Origin of the sequence: Bacillus thermozeamaize (assembly GCA_002159075.1) — a bacterium.
Lineage (GTDB): Bacteria > Bacillota > Bacilli > ZCTH02-B2 > ZCTH02-B2 > Bacillus_BB > Bacillus_BB thermozeamaize.
In genome coordinates, this window is record LZRT01000010.1 from 89,020 (window position 1) to 113,852 (window position 24,833).

The 24,833-nt window shown below is 53.2% G+C and carries 20 protein-coding genes and 2 pseudogenes; 9 read left to right on the plus strand and 13 right to left on the minus strand.

Features of this window, described 5'->3' with window-relative positions:
* Nucleotides 1-49: 49 nt before the first annotated feature.
* Nucleotides 50-517: a hypothetical protein gene (locus tag BAA01_07425; GenBank protein OUM90799.1), complete on the plus strand. Its 468-nt coding sequence runs from the start codon at nt 50-52 to the stop codon at nt 515-517.
* A gap of 178 nt (nt 518-695) precedes the next feature.
* Here the strand turns inward: BAA01_07425 and BAA01_07430 are convergent, their stop codons facing one another.
* Entirely contained in the window at nt 696-1,433 is a 738-nt protein-coding gene (locus tag BAA01_07430; GenBank protein OUM90800.1) for a hypothetical protein, read from the minus strand.
* 83 nt (nt 1,434-1,516) lie between these two features.
* Between BAA01_07430 and BAA01_07435 the strand changes: the two genes are divergently transcribed.
* The 6 genes from BAA01_07435 to BAA01_07460 all read left to right on the plus strand — a co-directional run bounded on the left by BAA01_07435 (nt 1,517) and on the right by BAA01_07460 (nt 6,323).
* Nucleotides 1,517-2,437 (plus strand): hypothetical protein, encoded by a 921-nt coding sequence (locus BAA01_07435; GenBank protein ID OUM90801.1) that lies wholly within the window; start codon nt 1,517-1,519, stop codon nt 2,435-2,437.
* 271 nt (nt 2,438-2,708) lie between these two features.
* Complete coding sequence (locus BAA01_07440; GenBank protein ID OUM90802.1) at nt 2,709-2,978, plus strand: hypothetical protein; 270 nt, start codon at nt 2,709-2,711, stop codon at nt 2,976-2,978.
* A gap of 235 nt (nt 2,979-3,213) precedes the next feature.
* Nucleotides 3,214-3,624: a hypothetical protein gene (locus BAA01_07445; GenBank protein ID OUM90803.1), complete on the plus strand. Its 411-nt coding sequence runs from the start codon at nt 3,214-3,216 to the stop codon at nt 3,622-3,624.
* A complete protein-coding gene (locus tag BAA01_07450; GenBank protein OUM90804.1) occupies nt 3,615-3,863 on the plus strand; it encodes a hypothetical protein in 249 nt (82 codons plus the stop codon). Before BAA01_07445 ends, BAA01_07450 begins: the two co-directional genes overlap by 10 nt.
* Nucleotides 3,864-4,105: 242 nt before the next feature.
* On the plus strand, nt 4,106-4,669 hold the full coding sequence (locus BAA01_07455; GenBank protein ID OUM90805.1) for a peroxiredoxin: 564 nt from the start codon (nt 4,106-4,108) through the stop codon (nt 4,667-4,669).
* A gap of 124 nt (nt 4,670-4,793) precedes the next feature.
* Entirely contained in the window at nt 4,794-6,323 is a 1,530-nt protein-coding gene (locus BAA01_07460) for an alkyl hydroperoxide reductase subunit F (protein OUM90806.1), read from the plus strand.
* 131 nt (nt 6,324-6,454) lie between these two features.
* Here BAA01_07460 and BAA01_07465 read toward each other — a convergent pair.
* The 6 genes and pseudogenes from BAA01_07465 to BAA01_07490 form a co-directional block, all read right to left on the minus strand.
* Nucleotides 6,455-6,657, minus strand: a pseudogene (locus tag BAA01_07465) (hypothetical protein).
* A gap of 118 nt (nt 6,658-6,775) precedes the next feature.
* Entirely contained in the window at nt 6,776-9,430 is a 2,655-nt protein-coding gene (locus BAA01_07470) for a hypothetical protein (protein OUM90807.1), read from the minus strand.
* 6 nt (nt 9,431-9,436) lie between these two features.
* Entirely contained in the window at nt 9,437-10,936 is a 1,500-nt protein-coding gene (locus tag BAA01_07475; protein ID OUM90808.1) for an NADH dehydrogenase, read from the minus strand.
* A 68-nt stretch (nt 10,937-11,004) separates the two neighbouring features.
* A complete protein-coding gene (locus BAA01_07480) occupies nt 11,005-11,652 on the minus strand; it encodes a hypothetical protein (GenBank protein OUM90809.1) in 648 nt (215 codons plus the stop codon).
* Between the two features lie 86 nt (nt 11,653-11,738).
* Nucleotides 11,739-12,140 carry a hypothetical protein gene (locus BAA01_07485; protein OUM90810.1) on the minus strand — a complete coding sequence of 134 codons (402 nt, stop codon included), beginning with the start codon at nt 12,138-12,140 and terminating at the stop codon, nt 11,739-11,741.
* A gap of 694 nt (nt 12,141-12,834) precedes the next feature.
* Nucleotides 12,835-13,177, minus strand: a pseudogene (locus BAA01_07490) (transposase).
* A gap of 271 nt (nt 13,178-13,448) precedes the next feature.
* Here BAA01_07490 and BAA01_07495 point away from each other — a divergent pair.
* Nucleotides 13,449-13,670, plus strand: a complete 222-nt coding sequence (locus BAA01_07495) for a hypothetical protein (protein ID OUM90811.1) — start codon at nt 13,449-13,451, stop codon at nt 13,668-13,670.
* A gap of 187 nt (nt 13,671-13,857) precedes the next feature.
* Complete coding sequence (locus BAA01_07500) at nt 13,858-14,307, plus strand: hypothetical protein (protein ID OUM90812.1); 450 nt, start codon at nt 13,858-13,860, stop codon at nt 14,305-14,307.
* Nucleotides 14,308-14,334: 27 nt separating this feature from the next.
* On the opposite strand, the gene BAA01_07505 is transcribed toward BAA01_07500, so the two are convergent.
* From BAA01_07505 to BAA01_07530, 6 genes are all read right to left on the minus strand, one after another.
* A complete protein-coding gene (locus BAA01_07505; GenBank protein ID OUM90813.1) occupies nt 14,335-17,355 on the minus strand; it encodes a DEAD/DEAH box helicase in 3,021 nt (1,006 codons plus the stop codon).
* A gap of 223 nt (nt 17,356-17,578) precedes the next feature.
* Complete coding sequence (locus BAA01_07510) at nt 17,579-18,262, minus strand: hypothetical protein (GenBank protein ID OUM90814.1); 684 nt, start codon at nt 18,260-18,262, stop codon at nt 17,579-17,581.
* Nucleotides 18,259-20,415, minus strand: coding sequence for a helicase (locus BAA01_07515; GenBank protein OUM90815.1), 2,157 nt, complete (start codon nt 20,413-20,415; stop codon nt 18,259-18,261). The genes BAA01_07510 and BAA01_07515 overlap by 4 nt, the downstream gene beginning before the upstream one ends.
* Before the next feature lie 108 nt (nt 20,416-20,523).
* A complete protein-coding gene (locus BAA01_07520; GenBank protein ID OUM90816.1) occupies nt 20,524-21,993 on the minus strand; it encodes a hypothetical protein in 1,470 nt (489 codons plus the stop codon).
* A complete protein-coding gene (locus BAA01_07525) occupies nt 21,990-22,796 on the minus strand; it encodes a TIGR02391 family protein (protein OUM90817.1) in 807 nt (268 codons plus the stop codon). The genes BAA01_07520 and BAA01_07525 overlap by 4 nt, the downstream gene beginning before the upstream one ends.
* Nucleotides 22,774-24,819 (minus strand): restriction endonuclease subunit S, encoded by a 2,046-nt coding sequence (locus tag BAA01_07530; protein ID OUM90818.1) that lies wholly within the window; start codon nt 24,817-24,819, stop codon nt 22,774-22,776. Before BAA01_07530 ends, BAA01_07525 begins: the two co-directional genes overlap by 23 nt.
* Between the last annotated feature and the right edge of the window lie 14 nt (nt 24,820-24,833).

Here is a 24,833-nt window from a genome sequence, read left to right on the forward strand (position 1 = left end):
AGAAAGAATGGAGAGGTGACCTGAAATAAAAAAGGTAAAAACTCTATCTTTGTCACTGTTGGTTATAGTGGGCGCTTTTTTCACTCTGGTCTTTTCATTATTCTTTATCGTTGGGGTTGTTGGTTTTGGTCCTGGGCCAACTGATTACTCTTATGATTTACCTGGTGGGTATCAGTTGGTTAGAAGTTCGGCACATGAAATAGATATTATCCCCAAAGAGGGATGGGATCCACGCAATCCGCCTTTGATAATACCAGCCAAAGTGGTCGAAGTGGCATTTGATGATAGATATATTTTAGCAAAACGGTATAAACTTAAACCTGCATATCCCGGAAGCAGCAACAGTTATGAAATTCCGGACGAGACAAAGGTTGAATATTACATTTTGGATACTCTTACCCAAAAAATGTACGTGTGCCTCAATGCAGATGAATTCAATAACTTTAGGGATATCTTGAAAGTCCCTGCGACTCTAAAGTTAAAAGATGTTGCATCTTTTAAAGCCCATGGGAAGTGATAGTTTAAGACAAATTGCAGCGCGGCTTCTTTATTTCCACCCCGTTAGGCAACTACAATCCCGATAGGGCTATTGTGTTAGCAGGCAATCGCCAACATCGACAAAAAATTACAAAAACAACCTTGAACAATTTCCAGATTTCAGTACTCTTAAAATATAGAAATTCACAGATAGCAAATCATGGAATGACCGGAATGGTTTCCAGTGCCGTAACGGCTTCCGGTGTCACTTGGCAGCGGTAGGCGTAAGCCTCGACACCGTTGGCCACGGCAGTGCGCAAGGCAGCAGCAAAGGCGGGATCAGACCCAATATTGGGACGCAAGAGGCTCGCGTCGTCCCGCTGAACAAACCAAACCACCGCAGCACGGATGCCCCGCTGCACCGCCGAGGTGAGCACCTCCAAATGACGCGTGCCACGCGCGGTAGGCGCATCAGGGAACAGTGCCACCCCGTGCTCGACCAGATTACAGGATTTGGTTTCCACGAAGCAATGCGCACCTTCGGAATCCTCCAGCAAAAAATCAAGCCGTGCACCGTCAACAACAAATTCACTCCGCCACCGGGTAAAATCGCGAAACGGAGCCAAGGCGCCGGAGGCCAGACCGCGGACAAACAGGCGGTTGGGCAGGTGTGCATCGACGGAAACCCAACGGCCCTCATGGCGTACAAGCAATAATGTCCCGGCGGTGCGCCGGCTGGGCAAGCCGTGAAGACGGGCCAAGCCCTGCGCGCCGGAGGCCAGAAGTTCGGACATGCGACCGGAGTTGGGCAGGTGAAGATGCAACTTTAGGCCGTCATCGGTCACGACTTCAACCACGAAACGGTTGGCTCGCCTTAATATTTGCACCGGCGTGAGCGGCGAAGGAAGCGGCACCTGGAATGGTGTGATAACCGTTCTGTCGTGATGATCGCACATGAGTTACTACTTCCCTTCTGGACATACCATTGTACCAACCCGCTCCTGGAAGCTCATCTTTGATGAATGAAAAGGGGAAAATCATGAGAAAAATACATCTGTTTTTTCTAATAACTTTCTTGATTGTTTTCATTTCATCCTGCTCCAGCACATCAAGCCCGTATGATGATCATCAACTTCCAATAGCGAAAGGGGCAGAAGGATTTTCAATAGGTTTATATAATCCGGATGATACAATAGAGGCAAAAAGGACTTTTGTATTGAACGGAAATAAATTCAATAAGAAAATTGTATTTGGAAACATGGTCTCCCATCAAGGAGAATTCCTATTAACCGTATTTGATCGTGGTCAACAAATCCCATTCAAAGTAGATGGAAAAGAATATACCGTTTTCCGATTTTCGGCAGAAGCCAAAGAATATGTTCCAATTGAAGTATCGCTGGAAAATCTTAATGAGGATTTTCATTCCATCAACTTTATTGTTTTCAAAAGCCCTGATTCAGCTCCTGACAACGTTAATGGCGCTTTTGAATTCATCCAACCCTTCTACGTTCGAGTGAATTTATTGAATGAGAAGCAATCACAAGAATTGTCCCCAATCGATCCCCAGAAACTTGGGCCTTCAATTAATCCAGGACGAATACATGGCGTTTTCTTGAGTCAATCAGATGATAAATATAAATCATGGTTTAAAGGAACGGTACCTGAAAATGGAGTTTTAGAACATCATGTAACAATCGGAAACAAAGAAATGGAAAGGATGGATTTCTTTCTTGTGGCTTTATTAGATTGGAAACAGATACCCTTTAACGATGCTCCTTATTTATATAGTGAACTTAAACCAGGTGAAGAAGTCACATTTACTGCAAAAATAAAACCGACAAATAAAAGCAAGCAAATTTTAAATTACTTGCTGTTGCCAAGCCCGTTTGTTGATTTGCCTGACCACAATCCCTATCCGCTATTTTCTCCAATGGCCAGTTTTAGGGTTCAATTGAACTGATTGACCATCCAATCTATTGACACTTAAAACCAACCACTCTGCGAATCTGGTGAGCCGTTTTTCGAAAAACAGTTCCGTGAAGACTCCGGACCAGCATTTGTTCCGATTGCGGCACTGCTTCCGGAAAACCGCTCGAACCGCCGGAGATACTCCTCCAAGCCACCCCTCCAAGCCGCTGTTCACCGGGCGGCCAATGTTGTACAATGCTGGCAGCAGATCATCACAGCGGCGGCAGGTCCGCCCACTCATCAGGAAAGGAACTGATCCGAACATGTATTATGTCGCGCTTTTGACCATCATCGATGCCGACTTGAACGCCAAAGTGCGTCCGGCCCACCTGGAGTACGTGAACCGGCTGTACAAGGAAAACAAGGTCCTCATGGCCGGGCCTTTCACAGACGGAAAGGGCGGCATGGTCATCTACCGCGCCGATTCGTTCGAAGAGGCGAAGCGGCTCGCCGAAGCCGACCCGGTCGTCGCCGAAGGCGCGCGCACCTTGGAATTGCGCGAGTGGAATCCGCTGCAGTTTCCGCTTGACTGAAAAACATGCCCTTGAATGGAGTCTTTTGCCGTCAATTCCTCATTTTTCTCCCCATTTCCCCATTACTATATCAGAACTGAATGGATGGGATGTATCGCCGTGCCGTGCCCTTTGATGAACACCGCAGGTTTTCAGAAAACTCGTTGCCGCTTGCGACGGAGTATGCCGGAAAATGCAAGCATATACTAACAGTGAATCGGTACAAGTCTAGATGAGGAATGAAGGAGGCTTCCTTTTGACGACCCAACCGGGAAAAAAACCAAACCGTCTGGCGAACGAAAAATCACCCTACCTGCTTCAGCACGCGTACAACCCCGTTGATTGGTATCCGTGGGGTAATGAAGCCTTTACGAAAGCCAAAGAGGAAGACAAGCCGATTTTTCTCTCCATCGGCTATTCCACCTGCCACTGGTGCCATGTGATGGAAAGGGAGTCGTTTGAGGATCCGGAAGTGGCCGGCATCCTGAACCGGCATTTCGTGCCGGTCAAGGTGGACCGGGAGGAGCGTCCCGACATCGATCACATTTATATGACCGTTTGCCAGGCGCCTTTCCCGCCTACGCCGATGACTATGCCTATTTCTACCTGCAGGAAACCAAGGAAATCGTTTTTACAGGACCCAGGGACGAATCCGGGTTGCCCGTGATCGGCAGGAAATTGCAGCCCTTGTTTCTTCCCGAAGCGGTGCTCATTTATCATGATGAAACGGTGGATGAAGCACTTTGGCGGCGCCTTGCCCCGTATATACCGACTCACCGAAGCATCGGCGGAAAGCCGACCGTTTACCTGTGCAAAAATTTCGCCTGCCAGGAACCGGCAACCGATTTCGACAAAGTGGCCGGCCAGTTGTCATGGAAAGGGGAAAACTTTTCGACATTCATGTAGACATTCATGTAATGGAATCCTAACGGAAGGCGTGCCATTACTCTCTAGCCCGATTTGCAAGAAGAGGCAAGGTTCACCATTCTGCGCTTTTTAAGTTGAGCATAAGAGTTGACAATGCCGGCCATAATATATAATAATAATTATGTCATTAAAATAATTCTATTCAGCCTGCCTCGGCAGCCAGCTTACATATCTTTGTGCCGGGGCAGAGGATACGCAAAAAAAAAGGAGGAGGAATAACCATGTCATTGGTTGGCACTGAAGTAAAACCATTTAAAGCAAAGGCTTATCACAACGGGCAGTTCATTGACGTGACCGAACAGGATCTGAAAGGCAAATGGAGCGTCATTTGTTTCTATCCGGCAGATTTTACCTTTGTTTGCCCCACTGAACTTGAAGATCTGCAAAACCATTACGAGGAGCTGAAAGCGCTGGGTGTAGAAGTTTATTCCGTCTCGACGGACACGCATTTCACCCACAAGGCGTGGCATGACAGCTCTGAAACGATCAGGAAAATCACTTATCCGATGATTGGTGATCCGAGCCACACCCTTTCCCGCAATTTTGAGGTTTTGGATGAAAAAGAAGGCCTCGCCCAGAGAGGCACGTTTATTATCGATCCCGACGGCATTATTCAGTTCGTTGAAATCAATGCCGGTGGTATCGGCCGTGATGCCAGCATCTTGATCAACAAAATCAAGGCTGCCCAATACGTACGCAACAACCCTGGCGAAGTTTGCCCGGCCAAATGGAAAGAAGGAGAAGAAACATTAAAGCCCAGCATCGATCTTGTGGGCAAAATCTAAGGATCCTTGTGGGCAAAATCCAAGGATCGTTTTTGTAAAAACCCAGTCAAGCCTTTCCTGAAGGGTGCCGCCCTTCAGGAAAGGCTGTTTTGTAAAACTTCCAATTGACTTGGGGGAACGGGACATGGTGCTTGATCAAGAGACGAAAACACAATTAAAACAATACCTTGACCTTCTTGAAGGGGAAGTTGTTTTGAAAGTGTCAGCGGGGGACGACGACCTTTCCCGCAAAATGCTTGACCTCGTTCAAGAACTGACGGAAATGTCTCCCAAAATCAAAGTTGACCGTACACAGCTGGACAGAATCCCCAGCTTCAGCGTCAATCGACCCGGTGAAGAGACGGGTGTTGTCTTTGCCGGTTTGCCTTTGGGACACGAATTCAGCTCGTTCATCCTGGCGCTTCTGCAAGTGAGCGGCAGACCGCCAAAAGTGGATCAATCCATTATTGAACGGATCAAAAACATTAAAGACGAATACCGCTTTGAAACTTATGTCAGCTTAAGTTGCCACAACTGCCCGGATGTGGTTCAGGCCCTTAATCTGATGAGCATCCTCAATCCTAATATTTCCCACACCATGATTGATGGCGCTGCTTTCAAGGAAGAAGTGGAAAGCAAAAATGTAATGGCGGTTCCAACCGTGTTTTTGAATGGGAAACCCTTTGGCAGCGGCAGGATGTCTCTGGAGGATATTTTGTCCAAATTGGGCAGCGAAGCGGATCCGACTGAACTGAGCAACAAAGATCCGTTCGATGTACTGGTGATAGGAGGGGGCCCGGCGGGAGCCAGCGCCGCCATTTATGCCGCCCGCAAAGGAATACGCACGGGCATTGTAGCCGAGCGGTTCGGAGGGCAGATCCTGGATACATTGACTATTGAAAATTTCATCAGTGTCAAACAAACCGAAGGACCCAAATTGGCTGCCGGTCTTGAAGAGCATGTCAGAAATTATAACATCGACATTATCCAGCCATACCGTGCCAAACGTTTGGAAAAGAAAGAACTCATCGAAGTCGAATTGGAAAACGGGGCGGTACTGAAAAGCAAGACGGTAATCATCTGCACCGGCGCCCGCTGGAGAGAGCTTGGTGTACCAGGTGAACAAGAATTGAAAAACAAAGGGGTGGCGTATTGTCCCCATTGCGACGGTCCCCTCTTTGAAGGCAAGGATGTGGCCGTAATCGGCGGAGGAAACTCTGGTGTTGAAGCGGCCATCGATCTGGCAGGTATTGCCCGTCATGTGACCTTGCTTGAATTTTTGCCGGAGTTGAAGGCGGACGCCATCCTGCAGGAACGGTTGTATAGCCTGGATAATGTCACGGTGCTGAAAAACGTTGAGACGAAGTCGATCAACGGAACGGAACGTGTCCAGGGCCTCACATATGTTGAACGGGACAGCGGTGTAGAAAAAGAGCTGAAAGTGGACGGCGTTTTCGTCCAAATCGGACTCGTACCGAACACCGAATGGCTGGCAGGCACGGTTGAACGGAACCGTTTCGGGGAAATTCTTGTCGACAAGTATGGCGCGACGAATGTTCCCGGTGTTTTTGCCGCCGGTGACTGCACGGATTCCGCCTACAAGCAGATTATCATTTCTATGGGCAGCGGAGCGACAGCAGCTCTGGGGGCTTTTGACTACCTGATCCGCCATTGAGGCCATGTTTTTGCCTTATCCTGCCGTGGCGGTCCCATAGCTCCACTGAGAAAATCTATCATCGCAATGCTACACCCGGCTTGTAGGCCAAGTACGAAGAGTCAGATGGCCTGCAAGCTTTTTTCCATTGTTCATCCCGCATCGAAAGTATCAAAGATACTCTCAATAAAGATCGTAATAATAAAAGGACGATGATTCACGATACCAACCCATAATCCGTACCGATCATAGATACAGCCCCAAAAACCGCAGCATCCCGGTAAAGTTTCTTTCGAAGCAATCCCAACATCGGTAAACCGATCAGAGGCACCAGCAGGATGTGAAGCGTCAACATTTTCAATTTAACCTCCTTTTGATTTCATAGAACAAAGGATTTGAGGGGTATTCAAGTGATAAAAAAAAAAGATTTTCCCCAAAAACGTGGGAAAATCAGGTTGAATGTGACAACGCCATTAATGATATGATTCCGAAATATCTTCTGGCTCCCATCGGATCCATTTCCCGTGTTCAGGTTCAATGGATACAAGGCGTAGCCAACCGTTTTTTACCTTTCTGCGAAAATGCCGATCTTGCTCCAATAACCGTGCGATGTAATGCTGTGGCGCTTCTACGATGACAAGCAACCGGAGAGGGGAATGAAACGCCTCCTGATCCAATGCCACGACCGACTGCCACGGCAATCCGGAAAGCAAATCGCTGGCGTTCCCTTGCATGACTCCGATGCCCGCCGTCACGGTCTGTGTCGTTTTGTCGCCACTGCCGTAATAATGCGGGGCAACCGTGGATGCGTAATATTGCAAGTTGATCCATTGCGCCACCGTTACCGGGCCGGCAACAATCTGGGCCAACGATTCGCCGTCCGGATCCTGGCGCCAGTCGTAACTGTGCAAGAACACCTTTCCTTCCAAATGGCAGTCCTTTGTCAGCCGGCGCTGTCCGATGACCATGGCCATATTCCCCGCCAATCCCCATTCCGGCCGGATTTCACTCCAATCGACGGCTCGACGGCAAGCTTCAGCGAAAGGATCGTGCACCCGGTTGCGGACACCGGGCAACTTCGACATCTGTTCCAGATTAACCTTGCGGCTTACTTCCCGGAGTTTCTCCTGCAATAAAACCAACGCCTTTTGCGCGGGTTCAGAAAGGGCCGGCACGTGCAGCCAGCGAAGTTGGTTCACTGTCGTATTGTGCTCCGCCGCTACAAAAACCGTATCTTCCGGAATGACAATGCCCTCCTTAGTAAGACCCTCCCGGACTTCTTTTGAGTTGCACAGCTCCGCCAACAGGCGTGCGTTCAATCCGCCGGCCGCTCCTCCGCAAGCGCCGCAATCCAGTGCGGATGCGTACGGATTGTTGGTCGTTTCGCTGCCATGTCCGCACACGACCACAAGTGGCGCAAAGGAAGCGGTCAATCCGATACTTCTCAACAAATCGCTCGCATAACCGATTTTTTCCTCCAGGGAAAATCCCACCGGCAATTGGCCATTTTCGCCAGAACCGTCGCGATGAAGTGTCAGACGGGTTTCCGGTTTGCGTAAAAACCGTTGCCGCTGATGGAGAAGAAAGCGTGGCGCCCAGTCGGGCAAAAAGGTTCTGGCCAACATTGCCAGCCCCAGAAACAGTCCGCTCATTTCCGGCAGCAATAGGCTCGGCAACAGCTGTTGTTTCATTTTTTTGAACGTCTGTTGCATCATCAGCAGGGTATGATGGCGACGGAGATACGCCTGAATCTCCGGCGTCGGCGCGCATTCACGGATCTCATGTTGCGGTTTGACAATCGGCGGACAGGAAGCATGTGCTTCACCGTTGCCCAATTGCCGCGTTTGTACAGGCAGTCCAAAAAAACCGGCGCATCCGAACGTTTCAAAAGGCCCTTCACGCTCCAAATGCCGGCGAAACGGTTCCGAACGAACATCGATGCAAAACAACAGCTGGGCCGCCAACTTTTGTGACCTGCCGGCTTCATAACGGTGGGTCAAACGATTCTTTAATTTTGCTTCCTGGGTATCTTCCCAAGCTTCCAGCCATAGTTGTTGCCTGACCACTTTGTCAAACCGCTCGGCCAGCGACAGGCGGATACGCTGTTGTGCCGGAGGCAGCTGCAGCCATTTCTCAGTTGTCCATCCCCCCCATTTCATCCATGCCGCAAGCGTCGGAAGGAGTGTCTCCGCGGCGTCATCTCGTCCTTGGGACACCGGCAAATACGGGGCAACCAGCGCCCATTCCAGCGACAAACGAATGGCCAAATAATCAATCAGCAATTTGTGGTCCAGGCCGGCTGTTTGCGAGCGCCACAAGAGCATGCCCGCCCAGCCAGGCAACGAAAGCAGATGCGCCCTTAAGTACCCCTCCATCTCCTCTCGCTGAATGCCCAGATGGCGCAACACTAGCTGCAAAGCCTCTTCCGCATCATCAGGCAGCTGTTCCAGCCTTTTGCGTTGCTCCCGGCGCAAAAGGGGATCGCGGCACACGAGCTTCCACCATGCGTGATAAAACCCCTTTTCCCGGTATGGCATGGGCCATAAAGCTTGCGATTCATCCAAAAACAGTTTGCACCACTTGATCATTTGCTGATCCAAGATCCGCGGCCACGGCGTTTTATGATGCTCTTGGAGGAGTGCGCTTTTCGGTATGGCAATCCAAGGATTGTTCAAACATGCCGCTCCACTTTCTTTGATACAGGCCAAAAAGCGTTCCTTTTCCGAAGCTGTTTCCGTTGCAGGAAGTTTGTCGTTCCAAAGCATCTGGCGGAAGAAATGTTCCGCTTCCGACCTCGGAATGGCCAGAGCATGTTTATCCAGCCAGCGCTGAAAGCGCATTTCCAGAAACCCTGGATCCAGTTCCCCGCGATGCAGAGCCGCACGCAACATGGACATGGACGGAAAAAGGTCGAGATGTTGCGTGGTTTTGAAGCGATACGCCACTTCCTCAAACGTCAGTGCTTCCAAATTCATCCACGGATGCCGCGCAATAAAAGTGCGAATGGGCCAAAGAGGAGCGATGGCCCCACTCGCCCTTGCGACGAGCTTATCAACTTGGATTTCCTCAGACGCCGTTTTTTCTCGTTGTTCCTCGGTACGCTCTGGCAAAAGGGTTAATGGGCTCATTTTTGTTTACCTCCTTTGCCGCACATATGCCATGAGATAACGCGGAAGGCTCTCCACAAAGTCGGGATGCGGTTCGCCCCAATGGACAAGCCGCATGTACAATGTCTCCGAAAAATCGGAGCGCAAAGAAGCAATCCAGCGACCAGCGTATCCTCCAACGATGAAAAACAGAACCACCGCGATTTCGTGGAACGCCGTCACGCCGTGTTTCTGCGGCAGAGCCAGCCCCAAAAAACGCATCAAACCGCTGTGAAACGTTTCGGAAAGCATCGCCAATCCCGCCAGCAACGTAAATCCCGCCCAACGTCCGTTACGAAAAACGATCATCTGCCCCCACGCAAACGCCAGCGACCAGCCAAGAAGTAAGGCTCTCAACAGTCTCGCGTTCTCGTGGGGATCGAGCATCCAATATCCCCAGCCTAACACACCCCCTAAGGCCACGCCGGCCAACAGCCAGCCTTTTGCCGATGTCGCCGGCGCATCCATGATCGGTTTTGTCCGCGGCACCACTGAACCGGATTGCAGAAAGAGGAAAGCCTTAAACCAACCGTGCAGCATCAGATGCAGGACGGCCAACCCGTATGCCCCCAAAGCGCATTGGACAAACATCATCCCCATTTGCGCCATCGTTGAAGCCACCAATTGCCGCTTGTAATCCACATGAACCGTGAGGATTCCCGTGCCGATCAACACGGAGACGAGTGCAAATAACAACAGCAACGTTTGCGCCGTGCTGCCGGAAAACAACGGCGCAAATCTGGCCAGCAGGAGCGCGCCGGCATTGACCAGACCGGCATGCATGACGGCTGAAATCGGAGTCGGTATCACCGCCGACGCCAACAACCAGCGGTGAAAAGGCCACTGTCCTGCCGGAATAATGGCAGCCAGAAAGAGCAACACGTTCACCGCAAAGATTGTCTCGCCTGCAAGAATAGACAAGTTTTCCGTCGAAAAGACTAAGGAAAGTCGCCATTCTCCTGTAGCATTCCATAGCCATATGACAGAAACGAACAGCGAGAACCAACTTGCCGCGAACATCTTGGCCATCAGCCAGGACAGCCGTTTGGCCGGTTCCCATTCCTTTTTTTGCATCACCAGTGCCACAAAACTGAACAACGACAGTCCCCAACATAAAACGATCCAGCGCATGTCATCCCCGAACCATGTCACGGAAGCCACACTGACCGTCAGCGTCAACAGTGTAAAAACCTTCCGCCAGGATCGATCACCCTGGAAAAAGCGGAAACTAAAACGCTGGACCAGCCACCCTAGCAGCAAGATATAACAGGACATGAGCCAACCGAGACGATCGGAACGCCACCACCCAAACGCCGCCTGTTGTTCGGCAAAGAAAAGTCCAACCACAGAAACCGCCAGCGGAATCGCAAACAACCGGATGTGGATGCGAAGATAGTCACTCGAAATCCGCGGATGCAACAATAATCCGGCACTGATCAACATCAAGGCATGTCCTGCAAACAAAGCCAGAAATAATGATGAGCCCATGCCCATCCTCCTTATTCCTTGCCACAATCAGCCTGGGAATCCTTTGCACCAGAATCATGTACCCTGGATCAACAGTCAATGGGGGCCATTTGCCCGTTTTTTAGAAGAAAGCCCTGGACTTGAACACTGACCGGAATCAAGGGATGCATGCGGATCGCCCGCACGCTTTGCCGTACACTTTCCGTGGCCGAGGGGCAACCGCTCAACCATTGCATGAGATCTCCGAAAGGAAATTCAGGACGGCAGTATTGAAACATGTAATCCAACGTCTGCCTTTTTTTCGCCATCGCTTCATCGTCAAGACAATAGAACAAGCTATCTGGAACAGCTGGATGTTGCTCTTTCTCCGTCCCGACGACAAAAATGTCGGTTACTTGTTCTCCGTAAACGGCCAAAATAATGGAGCGCATGACATCGCCGAAAGGATGCAAAATGATGGGACCGAAACACTTCAAAACGAACATTTTTCCTTGAACGGGATTGTCACCTGCGAACAAAAACTGTTCCAATTCCTCTTCCATTCCCAGAACAAACAAGCTGTTTTTACTGCTTCGTTCATTCGACGGAACGGAATGCTCCCTGCCCCACGGGAAATGGTTATTTTGGAGCAAATCCGGTAAAAACATTTTTCTTCCTCCTTGTAAGTTTGCTTCGCTTGAAACACGGAGGTTGGCTTCATTAAAAAAACCGGCCTTTTCAGCGTGCACAAAGGTCATTGCGTACCCTTGCGCTTCTGAAAAAGCCGGTTTATCTTCAACGAACCATCAAGTTTTTTGAAGATCTCCCGGGTTTGTCCAAGATTTTACGCAGAAAACATTTTTTCCAGATTGTTTGCCAAACGGAAAACCATCACCCGTTCACCCGTGCGTGTGCTGAGATCGGTATGAAACGTAATAACTTCTTCGCCGGTAATGTCAAAAATCATGTTTTTCAACGTTTCGACACCGGATTCCACCAAATCGGAACGGGTCCTTTTAATGGTCAACAATCCTTCCTTGGATTCACAAAGGGAATATTCTGCGGGAGTCAAAACTCCGCGCAATGTCACAATGATCATATCCCGTAAAATGTCCGTTTTCACAGACACCGAACCACGTCCAAGGTAATCTTTTTCCCATTGCGTCAATGCTTTGCTGATCTCGGCTTCTACCGATCCTTTCGTCCTTCGCAAGGCCAGCTCCTTCAAACATTTCCCTCCTCTCATAATAAAAAACGGTACGTTTCTTGCCTTCTCCCAACAAGAAACATACCGATTTACCTGGCTTTGGCCTACGGCATTATCGGCAGCTTGTTCAAACTGTCCATTTTTCCTAATGGACAGCTTGCTCAGGCGACCGATAACAAGTCCGTGAACCCAAGCCCAATCTCTCGGTCGGATTATGATATAGCTGTTGAAATTATATCCTCAAGATTGGCACACGTCAACAGTTTGATGAAGAGGCCGAAACATCGCTTGATCATAACCATATTCTGCGGATTAACCCCTGCAGATTGGAAACCTGCTCCCGATATTGCGCTGTTGTGCAGTCTTGCTACGGCCTTTGCTCTCATCTAGAAATTACCATCGGTCGTCGGGCCGTCAAGGATCGCCGTTGCTGGACCTTCGGTCCTCCTTGACAGCTCTTCCCCCCGCTGGCGTGTGGGCCGTTAAGGGGCAAAGATCCATACTACGTACCGCCGTACGTCATACTCGAACCGGTCGACTTGGTTGTAACCATGTTTCGATGTGACGGCGGTTAAACTCGACCGGCGAGAGGTAGTGCAAACTCGTCCGCCGGCCGTCGTATGCGGCTTGGGCTCATGTGTCAATTGGTAATAATAAGTGGATCGAGAGACCCCCACGATGCGCAGCACGAGAGTTGCGTTGTATCCGGCTGTGAGCCACTTGTGCGCAACGGCTACTTTATCCGCAAGTGAGGGTTGGCTTTTTTTAGCAGGTCACGCAAGATAGCGATTTCGAGGTCTTTCTCACCCAACAGCTGTTTGAGATGGGCGTTCGTGCTTGTCCAATTCACGATTCTCGGCGACGAGCCGGTCATGTTCCTGCTGGGTTACGTGGGTGGCATTTCCTTTTGGACTGCTGCCCTGCATGGATTGACCAGCCTTATACTGACGAACCCACTTGCTCACCACATTCGGGCGAATGTCGTACTTGCGCGCGACCACGGTGTTATTCCCAGCAGCAATCGCCTGCTCAACAACTTGACGCTTGAACTCTGGAGTAAATTTGCGACGTTCCATTTGAACAACCTCCTGACTTCATAAGTCTCAGAAATAATTAGGGAGGCTGTCCAATCCAATTTCGAGGCTTAAGAGGTACTCTTTGAAGAACGCCATTACCATAGATTGGAGTTGATCTGGATGCTGAGCATCACGTATCATGTAGGAAACATCCTCTCTTTTTGGCGTAGATTCTGGTCTTGGTAACTCCAGCCTACCAAAAGATGAGGATGTTTTGCTTATCTATGACTCAAAAACTCAGTGAAATCAACAATCTACAGGTTCATGCTGGGTGCAAAACTTGAGTGACGATCTTTTAGAGACCGTCAATAACCTGGCAAAGCTGGGCAGCACCTTCCATGAATTGTCGGAAAAGACAACTGAACTCCATAAAACGGCGCAGTCCGACCTTGTGAATAATATAATATCCTTCAGAGAATGCAGTGGGTGGAGAATCGATATCTGGAACTTGACATTGGTCAGAAAGTTTTACGCAACTCTCTCCACAAACTAAAGAGTGATCTGAAATGACCAATTGTCGAGCATCCAAGCCGCTGTTGCAGCCGGTGCGGAAGAGTTCAAAAGTTATCGCATAGTGACAGCGATCGCGATCGCCATCGATGTGATCAACCTCGCCTGGATCCTCGCCTTTTTGTGGCTACACGCAGAGATAAAGAGGTTCCCCATAATGAGCTATAGCCATGTCGATTGATTACTGGAAACATGACCCTATGAGCTCATTGTTGAATGGTGGGCGCGCAAGGCATCCCGCAACATACTTCTGGGAACTGCGGGTCTTCACCATCTGGTCGCTTCAGGACCGTAGGTATATCTGGGAAGATCGCTTGCTAGGGGTGGGATTCTTTTTCCGTAAGGCGGATGAACTCGCTCAGATCGCCTGGGTGGATGAAATTCCCGATTTCATCGGTTCATACCTAGATTTGATCGACCGGGATGACCTACACGAGCAGTTCACAGTCCATCCCCTCCCAATCCTCCCTTCAACGGCCGGATTGAGGGCTTGCTCAGAGACAATAGCTTTGCCACCCTGCCATACATGGCCACTTGATCAGGAATTAAAACCGCCGAGGATCGATCGTGCAACAGTGGTCCCCTTTTATGTTACCGTAGACAACGTCCAAGCGAAATAGCGCTGGTCGACCTCGTCTGGGTCCTGGCTACCTCGCGCTGCCAGGTTCGCCGTAGGTCAGTGCGAACACCGTATCCGTTAGCCAGCGCCGGAACCCTTCGTTGTCGCTGAACTGCTTAAAGAGTTCGGTGTCATCCTGCAGCAATGCGATCATAACGCGACCGAGCGCCTTGTCGTGCTCAATCCGTGCGTTCTGTTTGTCGGAATACTTGCGTGCGTTCTGGTAGGCGGTGTCGGCCGCCACACGTGCCGGAATCTCCTCGGTGATGAGTTTGCGCACCCGATCGGCGTCGGTCCAGGGGATGTTGCCAAACTGATCGTTAAAAGCCTTGATGATGTTCGAGAGGCGGTCCAGCTCCGGTTCGGGCTTATATCCCCCGCCCCCCGCGGGCAGCGGTTCGATCTCCGCATCCGCATCGGCAAGCGCGATCCTCATGGTCGCCTGTTTCTCGACCCGGTAGCTGTCCATGTCGATCGCCTCGAGGATGCCCTTCGAAAGGTCCTCCTCTATCGGCGCCGGCAATTTGGGCACCAGGAAGTTGAGGAAAATCGACAGCTTCTCCCACTCGGCGTTGGTGTAGGGGAGGATCGACGACAGAAAATGATACGTTCGCAGAAACGCCTTGGCCTTGCCTTTGAAGTCGACCTGACCGTCCTCATCGAGGTGCTCCATGTAGGTGGTCACACAGGCGTCAAGGATCGGGTCGAGACGGTCGCGATCGGCGCCGTCCAGGTACAGCCGTACCAGTTCATCCACCTCTTCGAGCGCGTACACCTGGTACCCGTCGAGGTCGGCCTTGAGGTCGTGCAGCTTGTTCGGGTCGGTCTCGTCCGCGAGGATGGTCGTCCGGTAGTAGGGCTCGAAGGCCTTCCGGATCGTCTCCGGGTCGTTGACGAAATCGAGGACGAAGGTATCGTGCTTCTGCGGGTGGGCGCGGTTAAGGCGCGAAAGTGTCTGCACGGCCTTGACCCCGGAGAGCACCTTGTCCACGTACATTGTGTGCAGGAGTGGCTCGTCGTAGCCGGTCTGAAATTTGTCGGCGCAGATCAAAAACCGATACGGGTCCTCCCGGATCTTGTCGGCGATCTGGTTCGAGGGAAAGCCGTTGAGGATGGCTTCGGTGACCGGTTGCCCGCCGTACTCGTGCTCCCCCGAGAAGGCCACAATCGCCCGATAGGGGCTTTTGCGCTCGGCAAGGTACGCCTTAAAAGCATGGAAGTACTGGATGGCCCGCTCGATGCCGCCGGTCACCACCATGGCCCGCGCCCGGCCACCGATCTTGCCCTTGGCAATCACTTGCTCGTGAAAATGGTCCACCATGATCTCGGCCTTGAGCCGAATGGCGTGCTCGTGCCCCTCGACGAAGCGACGCAGCTTCTTCTGCGCCTTTTTGACGTCGAATTCCGGGTCGTCCTCAATCTTCTTGATGAGCTTATAGTAGCTCTTGACCGGTGTATAGTGGGCCAGCACATCCAGGATGAACCCTTCCTGAATGGCCTGTTTCATGGTGTAGCTATGAAACGGCCGGTGTTTGACCGTGCCGTCGGGCTGCGGGTCGGGTTCACCGAACATCTCGAGCGTCTTATTTTTCGGGGTGGCGGTAAAGGCGAAATAGCTGGCGTTCGGCAAAAGCTTCCGGGTCTCCATGAGCCGGTTGATCCGGTCCTCGAAGGTTTCCTCTTCGTCCTCCGCGCCGGCTTCCGACAAAGCCATGCTCATTTTGGCCGAGGTACGGCCCCCCTGCCCCGAATGCGCCTCGTCGATGATGATGGCAAAATGGCGCCCGCGGTGCTCGCCGCCGATTTCGTCGAGGATGAACGGGAACTTCTGCAGCGTCGTGATGATGATCTTTTTGCCGCTCTCGATGAAGCGCCGCAGATCGCCGGAATGTTCGGCGTGCCCAACCGTAGCGCTCACCTGGGCAAACTGCTTGACCGTGTCCCGGATCTGCTGGTCCAGGATGCGCCGGTCGGTCACCACGATAATGGAATCGAAAATAGGCCTGCCGTCCCTCGCGAGACCGATCAACTGGTGGGCCAGCCAGGCGATGGAGTTGGACTTGCCGCTGCCGGCCGAATGCTGGATGAGATACCTCCGCCCTGCGCCATGCTCCCGGGCATCTGCAAGTAGCTTGCGCACCACGTCGAGCTGGTGATAACGCGGGAAAATCTGCTTGCGCGACTTCCTTCCGCTTTTTGGGTCCTTTTCCACGACGAGTTGCGCGTAGTTTTCGATGATATCGGTCAGGCTCTCCCGGGTGAGAACCTCCCGCCAGAGATAATCGGTCTTGAGCCCCTGCGGATTGGGCGGATTGCCCGCGCCGTTGTTCCATCCCTTGTTGAAAGGCAGAAACCACGACGCCTTGCCCGCAAGGTGCGTGCAGAACCACACCTCGTTGTCGTCCACCGCAAAATGCGCCACGCAGCGGCCCAGCTCGAAGAGCTTTTCGCGCGGGTTGCGGTCGCGCCTGTACTGCTCGATGGCGTCATGCACCGTCTGTTTGGTCAGCCTGTTTTTGAGCTCGAAAGTAAAAACCGGCAGGCCGTTGATAAAGAGCACAAGATCCAGCGCCCGCTGCGTCTCGTCACGGCTGTAGCGGAGCTGGCGCGTGACGGTGAAGCGGTTCTGCTCATAGAGCGCCCGCGCTTGCCCGTTTCCGGGGGAAGGCGTGCCGTAGAAGAGCTCAATGCGGTAAGGCCCGTGCTGGATGCCGCCTCTCAGCACGTCCACCACCCCGCGCTTGCTCACCTCGCCCTGAAGGCGCGCCAGAAACTTGCGCCGCGTGGGGCTGTCGTGATCCAGATCGAGCGCTTTGGCGACCTCAGGCTGTGTGGCGCGCAGAAAGGCCGCAAACTGAGCCAGATCGACGCAGTATTCCCGGTCATAGTCGGCCGGGTCGCCGGGGAGCCAACCCACACCGCCGTAGGGTTCCGGCGTCTCGGCAACGACCGCCTGGGTAACGGCAGGCCGGGGCGCACAGTCACTGCCCGTCAGCGCCCGGCAGATCAAAGTTTCGAGCCCAGCTTCGCTGGTGTCGGTGGGTTTCATGGTTCAGCCTCCTCCTTCAGTGTTTCCGTACCCCACAAAACGTCAAAGCTAGTCTTCTTTTTAGCGAAGTAACTAACTGTATTGCTCGAGATACTTCCACTTGCGTATAGTTGTGTATTTGCCCGTCGACATATAGGCTGTTTGACCCATGCTTTGGATGTGCCAAGATTCCTTCCGGTCATGTTTCCTTTTTCCAATATGCATTACCCAATATCCATTGCCATCAACAAGCCTCCATCGGAACGACCATATGGATCAAACGACGCTCGTTCGCCGTTATGGTCGGATCAAAGTACAGTCTATGATTGGGTAATTTACTGACGAAATCGTATCTATCAGTTAGATAGAAATTCCGCAGGACGAAATCGACGAACCAGCGTGGGGTCAGCGGTGCCGAAACGGGAATGCGACAGCCTTTGACATCTCCCAAAGTGAGATGACACATGGGATGAACGACATCCCGAGCAGCCGTTTCATCGAAGTCGAATCGCAGAGGGAAAGGAACGATGCGTCTAGATACGATGTCGAGGAACAGTTCATCATGCAGGTACGATTCGGGGTCTTCCTGGAAAGGCCGAAGTTCAGGTGAAGGGTAGTATGCCAAGCGATGCCGGACGAGGCGCTCGTCTTCAAAGCGGTACATCAGTTGCAACAGTCCACCGTCGATCAGTTTTGCAGTATAAGAGCGCTTCTCCGAAAGTTCTTTATAGATTGCTGCGTAATCGATATCACCCATCGCAATCGACACATGCTCGGCGCCGGCGAAAGTAACCTCCCATACATTGTTCGATGCAGGGCGCAGCACCGGAAAGTTCTGATCATCTGCGATCCCGCGCTCTATCAATGATGTGAGCAGTCCTTCCAAGTCGCGCTTGATAGTCTCCGCCTTCTTAGGAGGCTTCATCATTTGCCACCTCCGAGCAGCTTAATCAGTTTTTGCTTGATTTCGGCATCCAAGTCATCCGGTGTGATTTCGCCTCGCTCCAAGGCATTTACTAACTCGCGAGCACCAGTCTGCCTTTGCTCTAAGCGCTGCTTTTCATGCGGCGATAGGTCGCGGTGCACGATCCTCAGTTTTTTAAGGACCTCATCGGTCGGGTACGTGAAGTCGAGTCTAAAGTTGCGTTGTTTTAAACGCTCGAACTCGCGAATAAGATTAGCCATCCCCTGCCCGTAGCCGATTACCCGTACCCAGGCTTTGCTGCGGGTGATGGCAGTAAACAAGCGATTACGTATGCTGGCCAACCCCACCCCAGTGCCATCGCAGTCTTGCGCATTGACCACATAGACCATGCCCGCCTCGTTACCTTTGGCCCGGTAAATACTGGTGAATGTCACGGAAGGTGTCTCGGTCTTAAAGAACACGTCGGGATCTGTGTCGACGCCCGCGAGATGGTTCTGGATACCCATCTCGAACAATGCCTTACGGATCGGCCCCAATCGCTCTCGGGCAGTGAGAGGGTCAGGATGGATAACAATAATGTCATCATGCCGCAGTTCGTCTTTTTCAACGTTTTTCTTGATCTGCTCGACCAACCACGCGTTCTGTTCGGCTTCGTCACCGAACTGCAGAAAAACGACGAGATCGTCGATCGGGGAATGGTCCTCTAGAAACCTGGGGCTGGTCTCGTCGGTTCGTTCGAGGACGACGTGCTCTCCCTTAGCCAAACGTCCCTCTCGCACCCTGTATCCGATTTCTTCCCACAAAGCAGGTTGGTCGAACATCTGTACCAACCCCGTCTGGGAGTCTTTTGGCGGCTCACGGTAGATGCCGAAGCCGAGGGCGTGGGCCGTCACCAACACGGGCCGCGAGTTGCGGTAGCACTTCTGTAAGATCACGTCCCGGCGCGGGTCGCCCTCAAGGGAAACAACTGGCTGCCCTGCAGTGTCTGTACCAAAAATCTCTTCAGGTGGCGGCAGTGAGGTCCCCGATAGATTCTGGAGTTCGTCGTAGGCATAAACGAGCCGCTTCGGCGGCTTGAGCATCGCGTAGCACAAGCGCAGAAAGCTCGGGGCAAAGTCTTGTGCTTCGTCAACCAGGATCGCGTCGTAGAGCTCTGGGGGATTAGCAACCGCACTCAAGGCTGCTTGGCAAGCCCCATCGAACGCCCTATCGCCGCCACCGAATCGATAGCTGGCGGACCTGAAATCATGGAACTCCTGCCCTGTGACGCGGCAGAACTCGTAATAAATTCCGTCACGCTCATCACCACCGGGCGCGCCCCACGCGTTGACTATTCGTATCTTTGTCCAATCCGGCTCCTCGCCACTTTGCTCGACACAGAAATTGTTGATGAGCCGCTTGAATTGTCCCTTCAGCGAACGAGTGTGGAAGGTAACGGCAATCCGCCAATCAGGATACTGGGTGTGGAGATATGCGGCCTTGAGAGCCAGTACGATGGTCTTGCCGGAACCGGCCAGACCACGAATGCGCTGCACGCCCTCGACTGTTTCAATGACGGCCCGGTTTTGCCGATGATCAAGCGTGGCAATCGAGTCCTCTATTTTCTTGAGCTTTCCGCCTCGCGAATCAGGCTTTCTCACCTCGCGCTTGGAGCGACTTTTGCGGATCGACGACAAACTCTCGATGGCCGAAAGTGTCATTCGATACAGGTCGTCCGAGCTATCTTGCCAAGAAAAGGCCGAAAGGATTTTTGCGAGGTTCCTTTCGTTGGCGAGCGGATAGTCCTCTTTGGCCAACCTCTCGACGGCGTCGATGGCAGGTGCAAAGGTGATGACGTTTAACGGCGGGATCAGACGTCGCCCTTTGACCAGCTCCTTGTGTAGCTTCAGCTTGGCTTCGATCTTGTTGGCAAGATCATCCTGCCGCGCCGCATAGTCGCCTACATCCGTACCTTCAACCAGGTCGAAGAGGACGACACCCTTTTCGCGGCTCACCAACGTCGCATCGACGAAATACCTCCCTTCCGGCGTTGCGATCAATGGGTAACCAAAAAAGCACTCTCCCGAGAGCCCCTCGATGGCGCCGAGCGCTTGCTCGAGCAACTGGGTGGCGGCGGGCTTTCCATTGATACCGCGTGTGAAGTTGATTTTATTCATGTTCGTCCTCCGTTTGAGAATTTGTTTAGGGGAAATCTATCTTGCAACCAGCGTTTCCCCCTATCCTGAGATTTGACAAGGTAATGTTCTGAATATACATGATATCCATTATTCATCCTCCTCTGATATAGCAGCGTGATCATCCTCTCCATTCAAGGTCTCGCCTTGCGCTCTCTCCTCATCGTCCATCCAGGGGGCGTCTTCTTCGTCTGGCTCCTCCGGCAGCCGCGCTGCAACCTCGCGCACATCCACCTTGCCGGTGACCACATCGGAGATCAGCCGCTCGCGGTACTCGCGCAGCAGCTCCATTTCGCGGCGGGCGGCGGCAATGGCGGCATCGATCTTGGCCGTCTGGGCGTCAAGGTATTCGACGATGGCGGTTTGTTCGGGCGCCGAGGGCAGGGCAACTCGTATCTCCCGCACTTCCCCTTCGCTAATAGCAGGTACTGGCCCTGGTTTCGCAATCTGCCCGAGGTCGATGTAGCTCATTATTAAGAACAAGAAGTCTCGATTGCCGTTCCGCGCAACGCACCCCATCATATTGTTATCAATGCAACATTGGTTTGCAGCGATGCGTCGTTTGTTCGTTAAGAGTGCGCCGCCCACCTTTGGAAACACAATCGTCCCTGCTGGCAACACGGTCGCTCCGAGGTCCTGCGCAACGGTCATCGAAACCGTGTTAGCGCAAACATGAAGATACTTCTCGTTGCCCGGGATATTCATGTCGGAGACCTTGAAGAATGGAATCTCTGCGCTCGTATCACCTTGGTAATGAACCGGAAAGCCCGCGCCGCTCTTGAACCAGGCTAATCGCTTCAGAGGCACAACCTCCCAATGCGCCGGCACCTCGCCCAGCCACTCCACGCCGGAGTCCTTGTAGGCGGGGTAGGGCTTACCCGTGCGGACATCGATACTCCCGGTGACGGCCTGGTGGATGAGGGCCTGCTTGTATTCCTCCAGCAAGTTGATGCGTTTTTTCCGAGCCCGGATCACCCGCCGGATCCGCCGGTCCACATAGTCAAGGAAGCGGACGATGGCGGTTTGTTCGGTAAGGGGAGGAAATGGGATCGGGAAATTCGCTATAAAATCGACAGGCACACGCTGTTGTCCAGCCGCGCCAGTCATCTCGTCGGCACCAAGCCGCCGGAATTCTGAAAGCGTAGTGACGCGATAAAGATAGGCTGAAACAATCGCCTTGGACGGCCGGATGACGTGAAATTCGGTCGAACCGAACCCGAGAGTTGTCGGTAGATTCTCAAGGCAAGCACCCTTACCGTTCTCAAAGCACGGCGTGATTTTCGCGACAATAACGTCGCCCCGCCGAAAGTAAGTAAACCCGTTCCACAGTTCCGAAATGGGCCGTACCTCCGATGCATCAAATCGTCCGTCCGATCCCACGCGGTCCATGGGTAGGAATACGGCTCGACCGTCCCGCATCATACATGGAACTTCGGACTTACTAGGGTTGAGTCTTGCAATCCGTTTAAGCCGCCGCACCTTCCAATGCGCCGGTACCTCACCCAACCAGGATACGCCGGAGTCTTTGTAGGCGGGGTAGGCAGTCAGGGTGCGTATCATGGCTGGCCTCCTTCACGAACTAGCGCGGCATCATCCAGCTTGCGATGCAACAAAGAGAGGAGTGTAAGATAGTCTACAGCGTCGTCTTCTCCTTTCCACAGAATCTTTGGCTCATGAGCCCGTGGGTTTCGGATTGCACCAAAGCAACCTTTCAGCAGCAACGCGAATCCCTTGTGCTCTGACTTCTCGCTTTCTGTTCGGAGCGAATTCAGAGCGAGCAGGGGTCGGTCGATGGCGAAAACATGGTCAATGAGTGCGGCGCCGTCCAACTGAACGCCCGTCATGTCCCGGATACGTTGGGCAAGTCCTTTCGTTGCTTCGAACACGGCGTGGAAGTAGTTGTCCTGCATCAGTTCAGTTCGGCAATACTTTAAGACCTCTGGGTGGACACTACGGCCTTTTAACTTCGCTCGGATGGTCTGAACACGTTTTTCTGCCTCATCCAGTGTCGTCACTGCCTTCACTTGTCGGAACTGCCCATCGGGCCCGTACTCCAGTCCAGAGAAAACCAAGATCTTGTTGAGATCTTGTCGGTGCTCCTCGAACTTCTCGGGCCGATCAACGAATCGCGCCGGGGCAAGAAATGCGCGTATAAAATCAAGCACGTGATTGGCACACTTGTACTCATACTGGTAATGTTGAAATATCCAGTAAAGGCGCCGCCACTTCGTGGATTCGCCAGAATGGTCAACCAGTCCTCGATCCTGAAGCACTCTGGAAATCTCACTTCCAGTGCCGCATTCACCTAGAAAGCGCGCAAGTGCTTCAATCTGGGCTCTATCAAATGGTGGAATCGTGCTCAACTTGTTCTCCCCCCAAAATTTCCTCCAACAACCCCTCGGACGCCTTCTCCACCGCCAACAGATCCGCGCGGATCTCCTCCAGAGTGCGCAGGGCCTTTGGCTTGTAGAAGTAGCGGTTGAAGTTAATCTCGTAGCCGACCTTGACGCTCGCCGGGTCGTACCAGGCGTCCGGCGCGTAGGGCAGCACCTCGCGCCGCAGGAAGGTCTCGATGGCCGCACGCCGGTCTTCCGGCCCCGGCAGGTAGCCGGGCTCATGGCAGGCCGGGCACTCGAGGAACGGGATCTGCTCGTTGTCGCGCAGCTCCGTGTCCGGTTCATACTCCACCACGCGGGGCTTGCCGGCGATGACAACCTCAAACAGCCCGTGCAGCGGGTCGGGCGCGGTGCCGGGTTTGTGAATCTTTTTGATCACCGGCGGTGCGTCCTCGGCCCTCTCGGCCGTTTCCCGAAGCGCCTTGATCTCCTTGGCGGTGTAGGCGCGCTCGGGGTCGATGCCTTTCAGGCGCAGGGGGCGTTCCACCGTCACCTTCCAGTAGCCGAAGGCCGCGTTGGGGAAGATCTTGGACTGCTCGGTCTCCTCAAATTTGAGGAAGGTGTCGAGGACGCGACGGATGTCCTCTTCGGACAGCTCACAGTTCTTCTTGCCCAGGTTCTTGCGCAGGGGCTTGTACCACTGGGTGGCATCGATGAGCTGCACGCGGCCTTTGCGGTGCCCGGGCTTTCTGTTCGTGAGCACCCAGACGTAGGTGGCAATGCCGGTGTTGTAGAACATGTTCAGCGGCAGGGCGACGATCGCCTCAAGCCAGTCGTTCTCGATGATCCAGCGGCGGATGTTGCTTTCGCCCTGGCCGGCGTCCCCCGTAAACAGCGACGAGCCGTTGTGCACCTCGGCGATGCGACTGCCGAGCGGGGTATCGTGCTTCATCTTGGAGAGCATGTTCACCAGGAACATCATCTGGCCGTCACTCGAGCGAGTGATGAGCGACAGCTCCTCGCCCCGGTGTTGCACGACGAAACGGGGATCCTTGATGCCCGCCTTGCCGCCCATGCGCTCCATGTCACTCTTCCAACTTTTCCCGTAGGGCGGGTTCGAGAGCATGAAGTCGAATTCGTGGCCGGGGAAGGCGTCGTTGGAGAGCGTCGAGTGCTCCGGTCCGCCGACGATGTTGTCGGCGGCGTCACCCTCACCCTTGAGCAGCAGGTCGGCTTTGCATATGGCGTAGGTCTCGGCGTTGATCTCCTGGCCGAAAAGGTGCACCGAGACCTGTTTGCCGCGTTCTTTCGCCAGCTGCAACAGGGTTTCCTCGGCCACTGTGAGCATTCCGCCCGTGCCGCAGGCGCCGTCATAGAGAAGGTACGTGCCGGATTCGATCCGGTCGGCGATCGGCTCGAAGACCAGATGGGCCATCAGCCTCACGGCGTCGCGCGGCGTCCAGTGCTCACCGGCCTCCTCGTTGTTCTCCTCGTTGAAGCGGCGCACCAGCTCCTCGAAAATGGTGCCCATGGCGTGGTTATCGAGGCCCGGCAGGCGCACGCTGCCATCGCTGCCCAGGACCGGCTGCGGGCTCAAGTTGATCGAGGGGTCGAGGAACTTCTCGATCAGGGTGCCCAGGGCGTCGGCTTTGGCCAGGCGGGGGATTTGGTTGCGGAACTCGAAGTTGTCGATGATCTCCTGCACGTTGGGCGAGAAGCCATCGAGGTAGGCACGAAAATCCGCCTCCAGTTGCTGGCGGCTGGCACGCGTCTTGAGATCGCGCAAGGTGAACGGCGAGGTGTTGTAAAACGCCTGTCCGGCCGCCCTGCGCAAGGCGGCGTCCTGGTTCGTTATGCCCGCCTTGTCAAGGGACGCCTTCATATCGAGCACCGCCTGCTTGGTGGGCTCCAGCACCGCATCCAGCCTGCGGATAACGGTCATCGGGAGAATGACATCGCGGTACTTGCCGCGCACATAGAGATCGCGCAACACGTCGTCAGCGATGCCCCAGATAAAGTTCGTGATCCAGGTCAGTTGGCCGTTCTCCATGTCAAATTTCCTCC

Coding starts and splice junctions, on each gene's coding strand:
- BAA01_07430 (OUM90800.1), bottom strand. CDS start 1,433: ATGTGCGATCATCACGACAGAACGGTTATCACACCATTCCAGGTGCCG.
- BAA01_07435 (OUM90801.1), top strand. CDS start 1,517: ATGAGAAAAATACATCTGTTTTTTCTAATAACTTTCTTGATTGTTTTC.
- BAA01_07440 (OUM90802.1), top strand. CDS start 2,709: ATGTATTATGTCGCGCTTTTGACCATCATCGATGCCGACTTGAACGCC.
- BAA01_07455 (OUM90805.1), top strand. CDS start 4,106: ATGTCATTGGTTGGCACTGAAGTAAAACCATTTAAAGCAAAGGCTTAT.
- BAA01_07460 (OUM90806.1), top strand. CDS start 4,794: ATGGTGCTTGATCAAGAGACGAAAACACAATTAAAACAATACCTTGAC.
- BAA01_07470 (OUM90807.1), bottom strand. CDS start 9,430: ATGAGCCCATTAACCCTTTTGCCAGAGCGTACCGAGGAACAACGAGAA.
- BAA01_07475 (OUM90808.1), bottom strand. CDS start 10,936: ATGGGCTCATCATTATTTCTGGCTTTGTTTGCAGGACATGCCTTGATG.
- BAA01_07480 (OUM90809.1), bottom strand. CDS start 11,652: ATGACCTTTGTGCACGCTGAAAAGGCCGGTTTTTTTAATGAAGCCAAC.
- BAA01_07485 (OUM90810.1), bottom strand. CDS start 12,140: ATGAGAGGAGGGAAATGTTTGAAGGAGCTGGCCTTGCGAAGGACGAAA.
- BAA01_07500 (OUM90812.1), top strand. CDS start 13,858: ATGTCGATTGATTACTGGAAACATGACCCTATGAGCTCATTGTTGAAT.
- BAA01_07505 (OUM90813.1), bottom strand. CDS start 17,355: ATGAAACCCACCGACACCAGCGAAGCTGGGCTCGAAACTTTGATCTGC.
- BAA01_07510 (OUM90814.1), bottom strand. CDS start 18,262: ATGATGAAGCCTCCTAAGAAGGCGGAGACTATCAAGCGCGACTTGGAA.
- BAA01_07515 (OUM90815.1), bottom strand. CDS start 20,415: ATGAATAAAATCAACTTCACACGCGGTATCAATGGAAAGCCCGCCGCC.
- BAA01_07520 (OUM90816.1), bottom strand. CDS start 21,993: ATGATACGCACCCTGACTGCCTACCCCGCCTACAAAGACTCCGGCGTA.
- BAA01_07530 (OUM90818.1), bottom strand. CDS start 24,819: ATGGAGAACGGCCAACTGACCTGGATCACGAACTTTATCTGGGGCATC.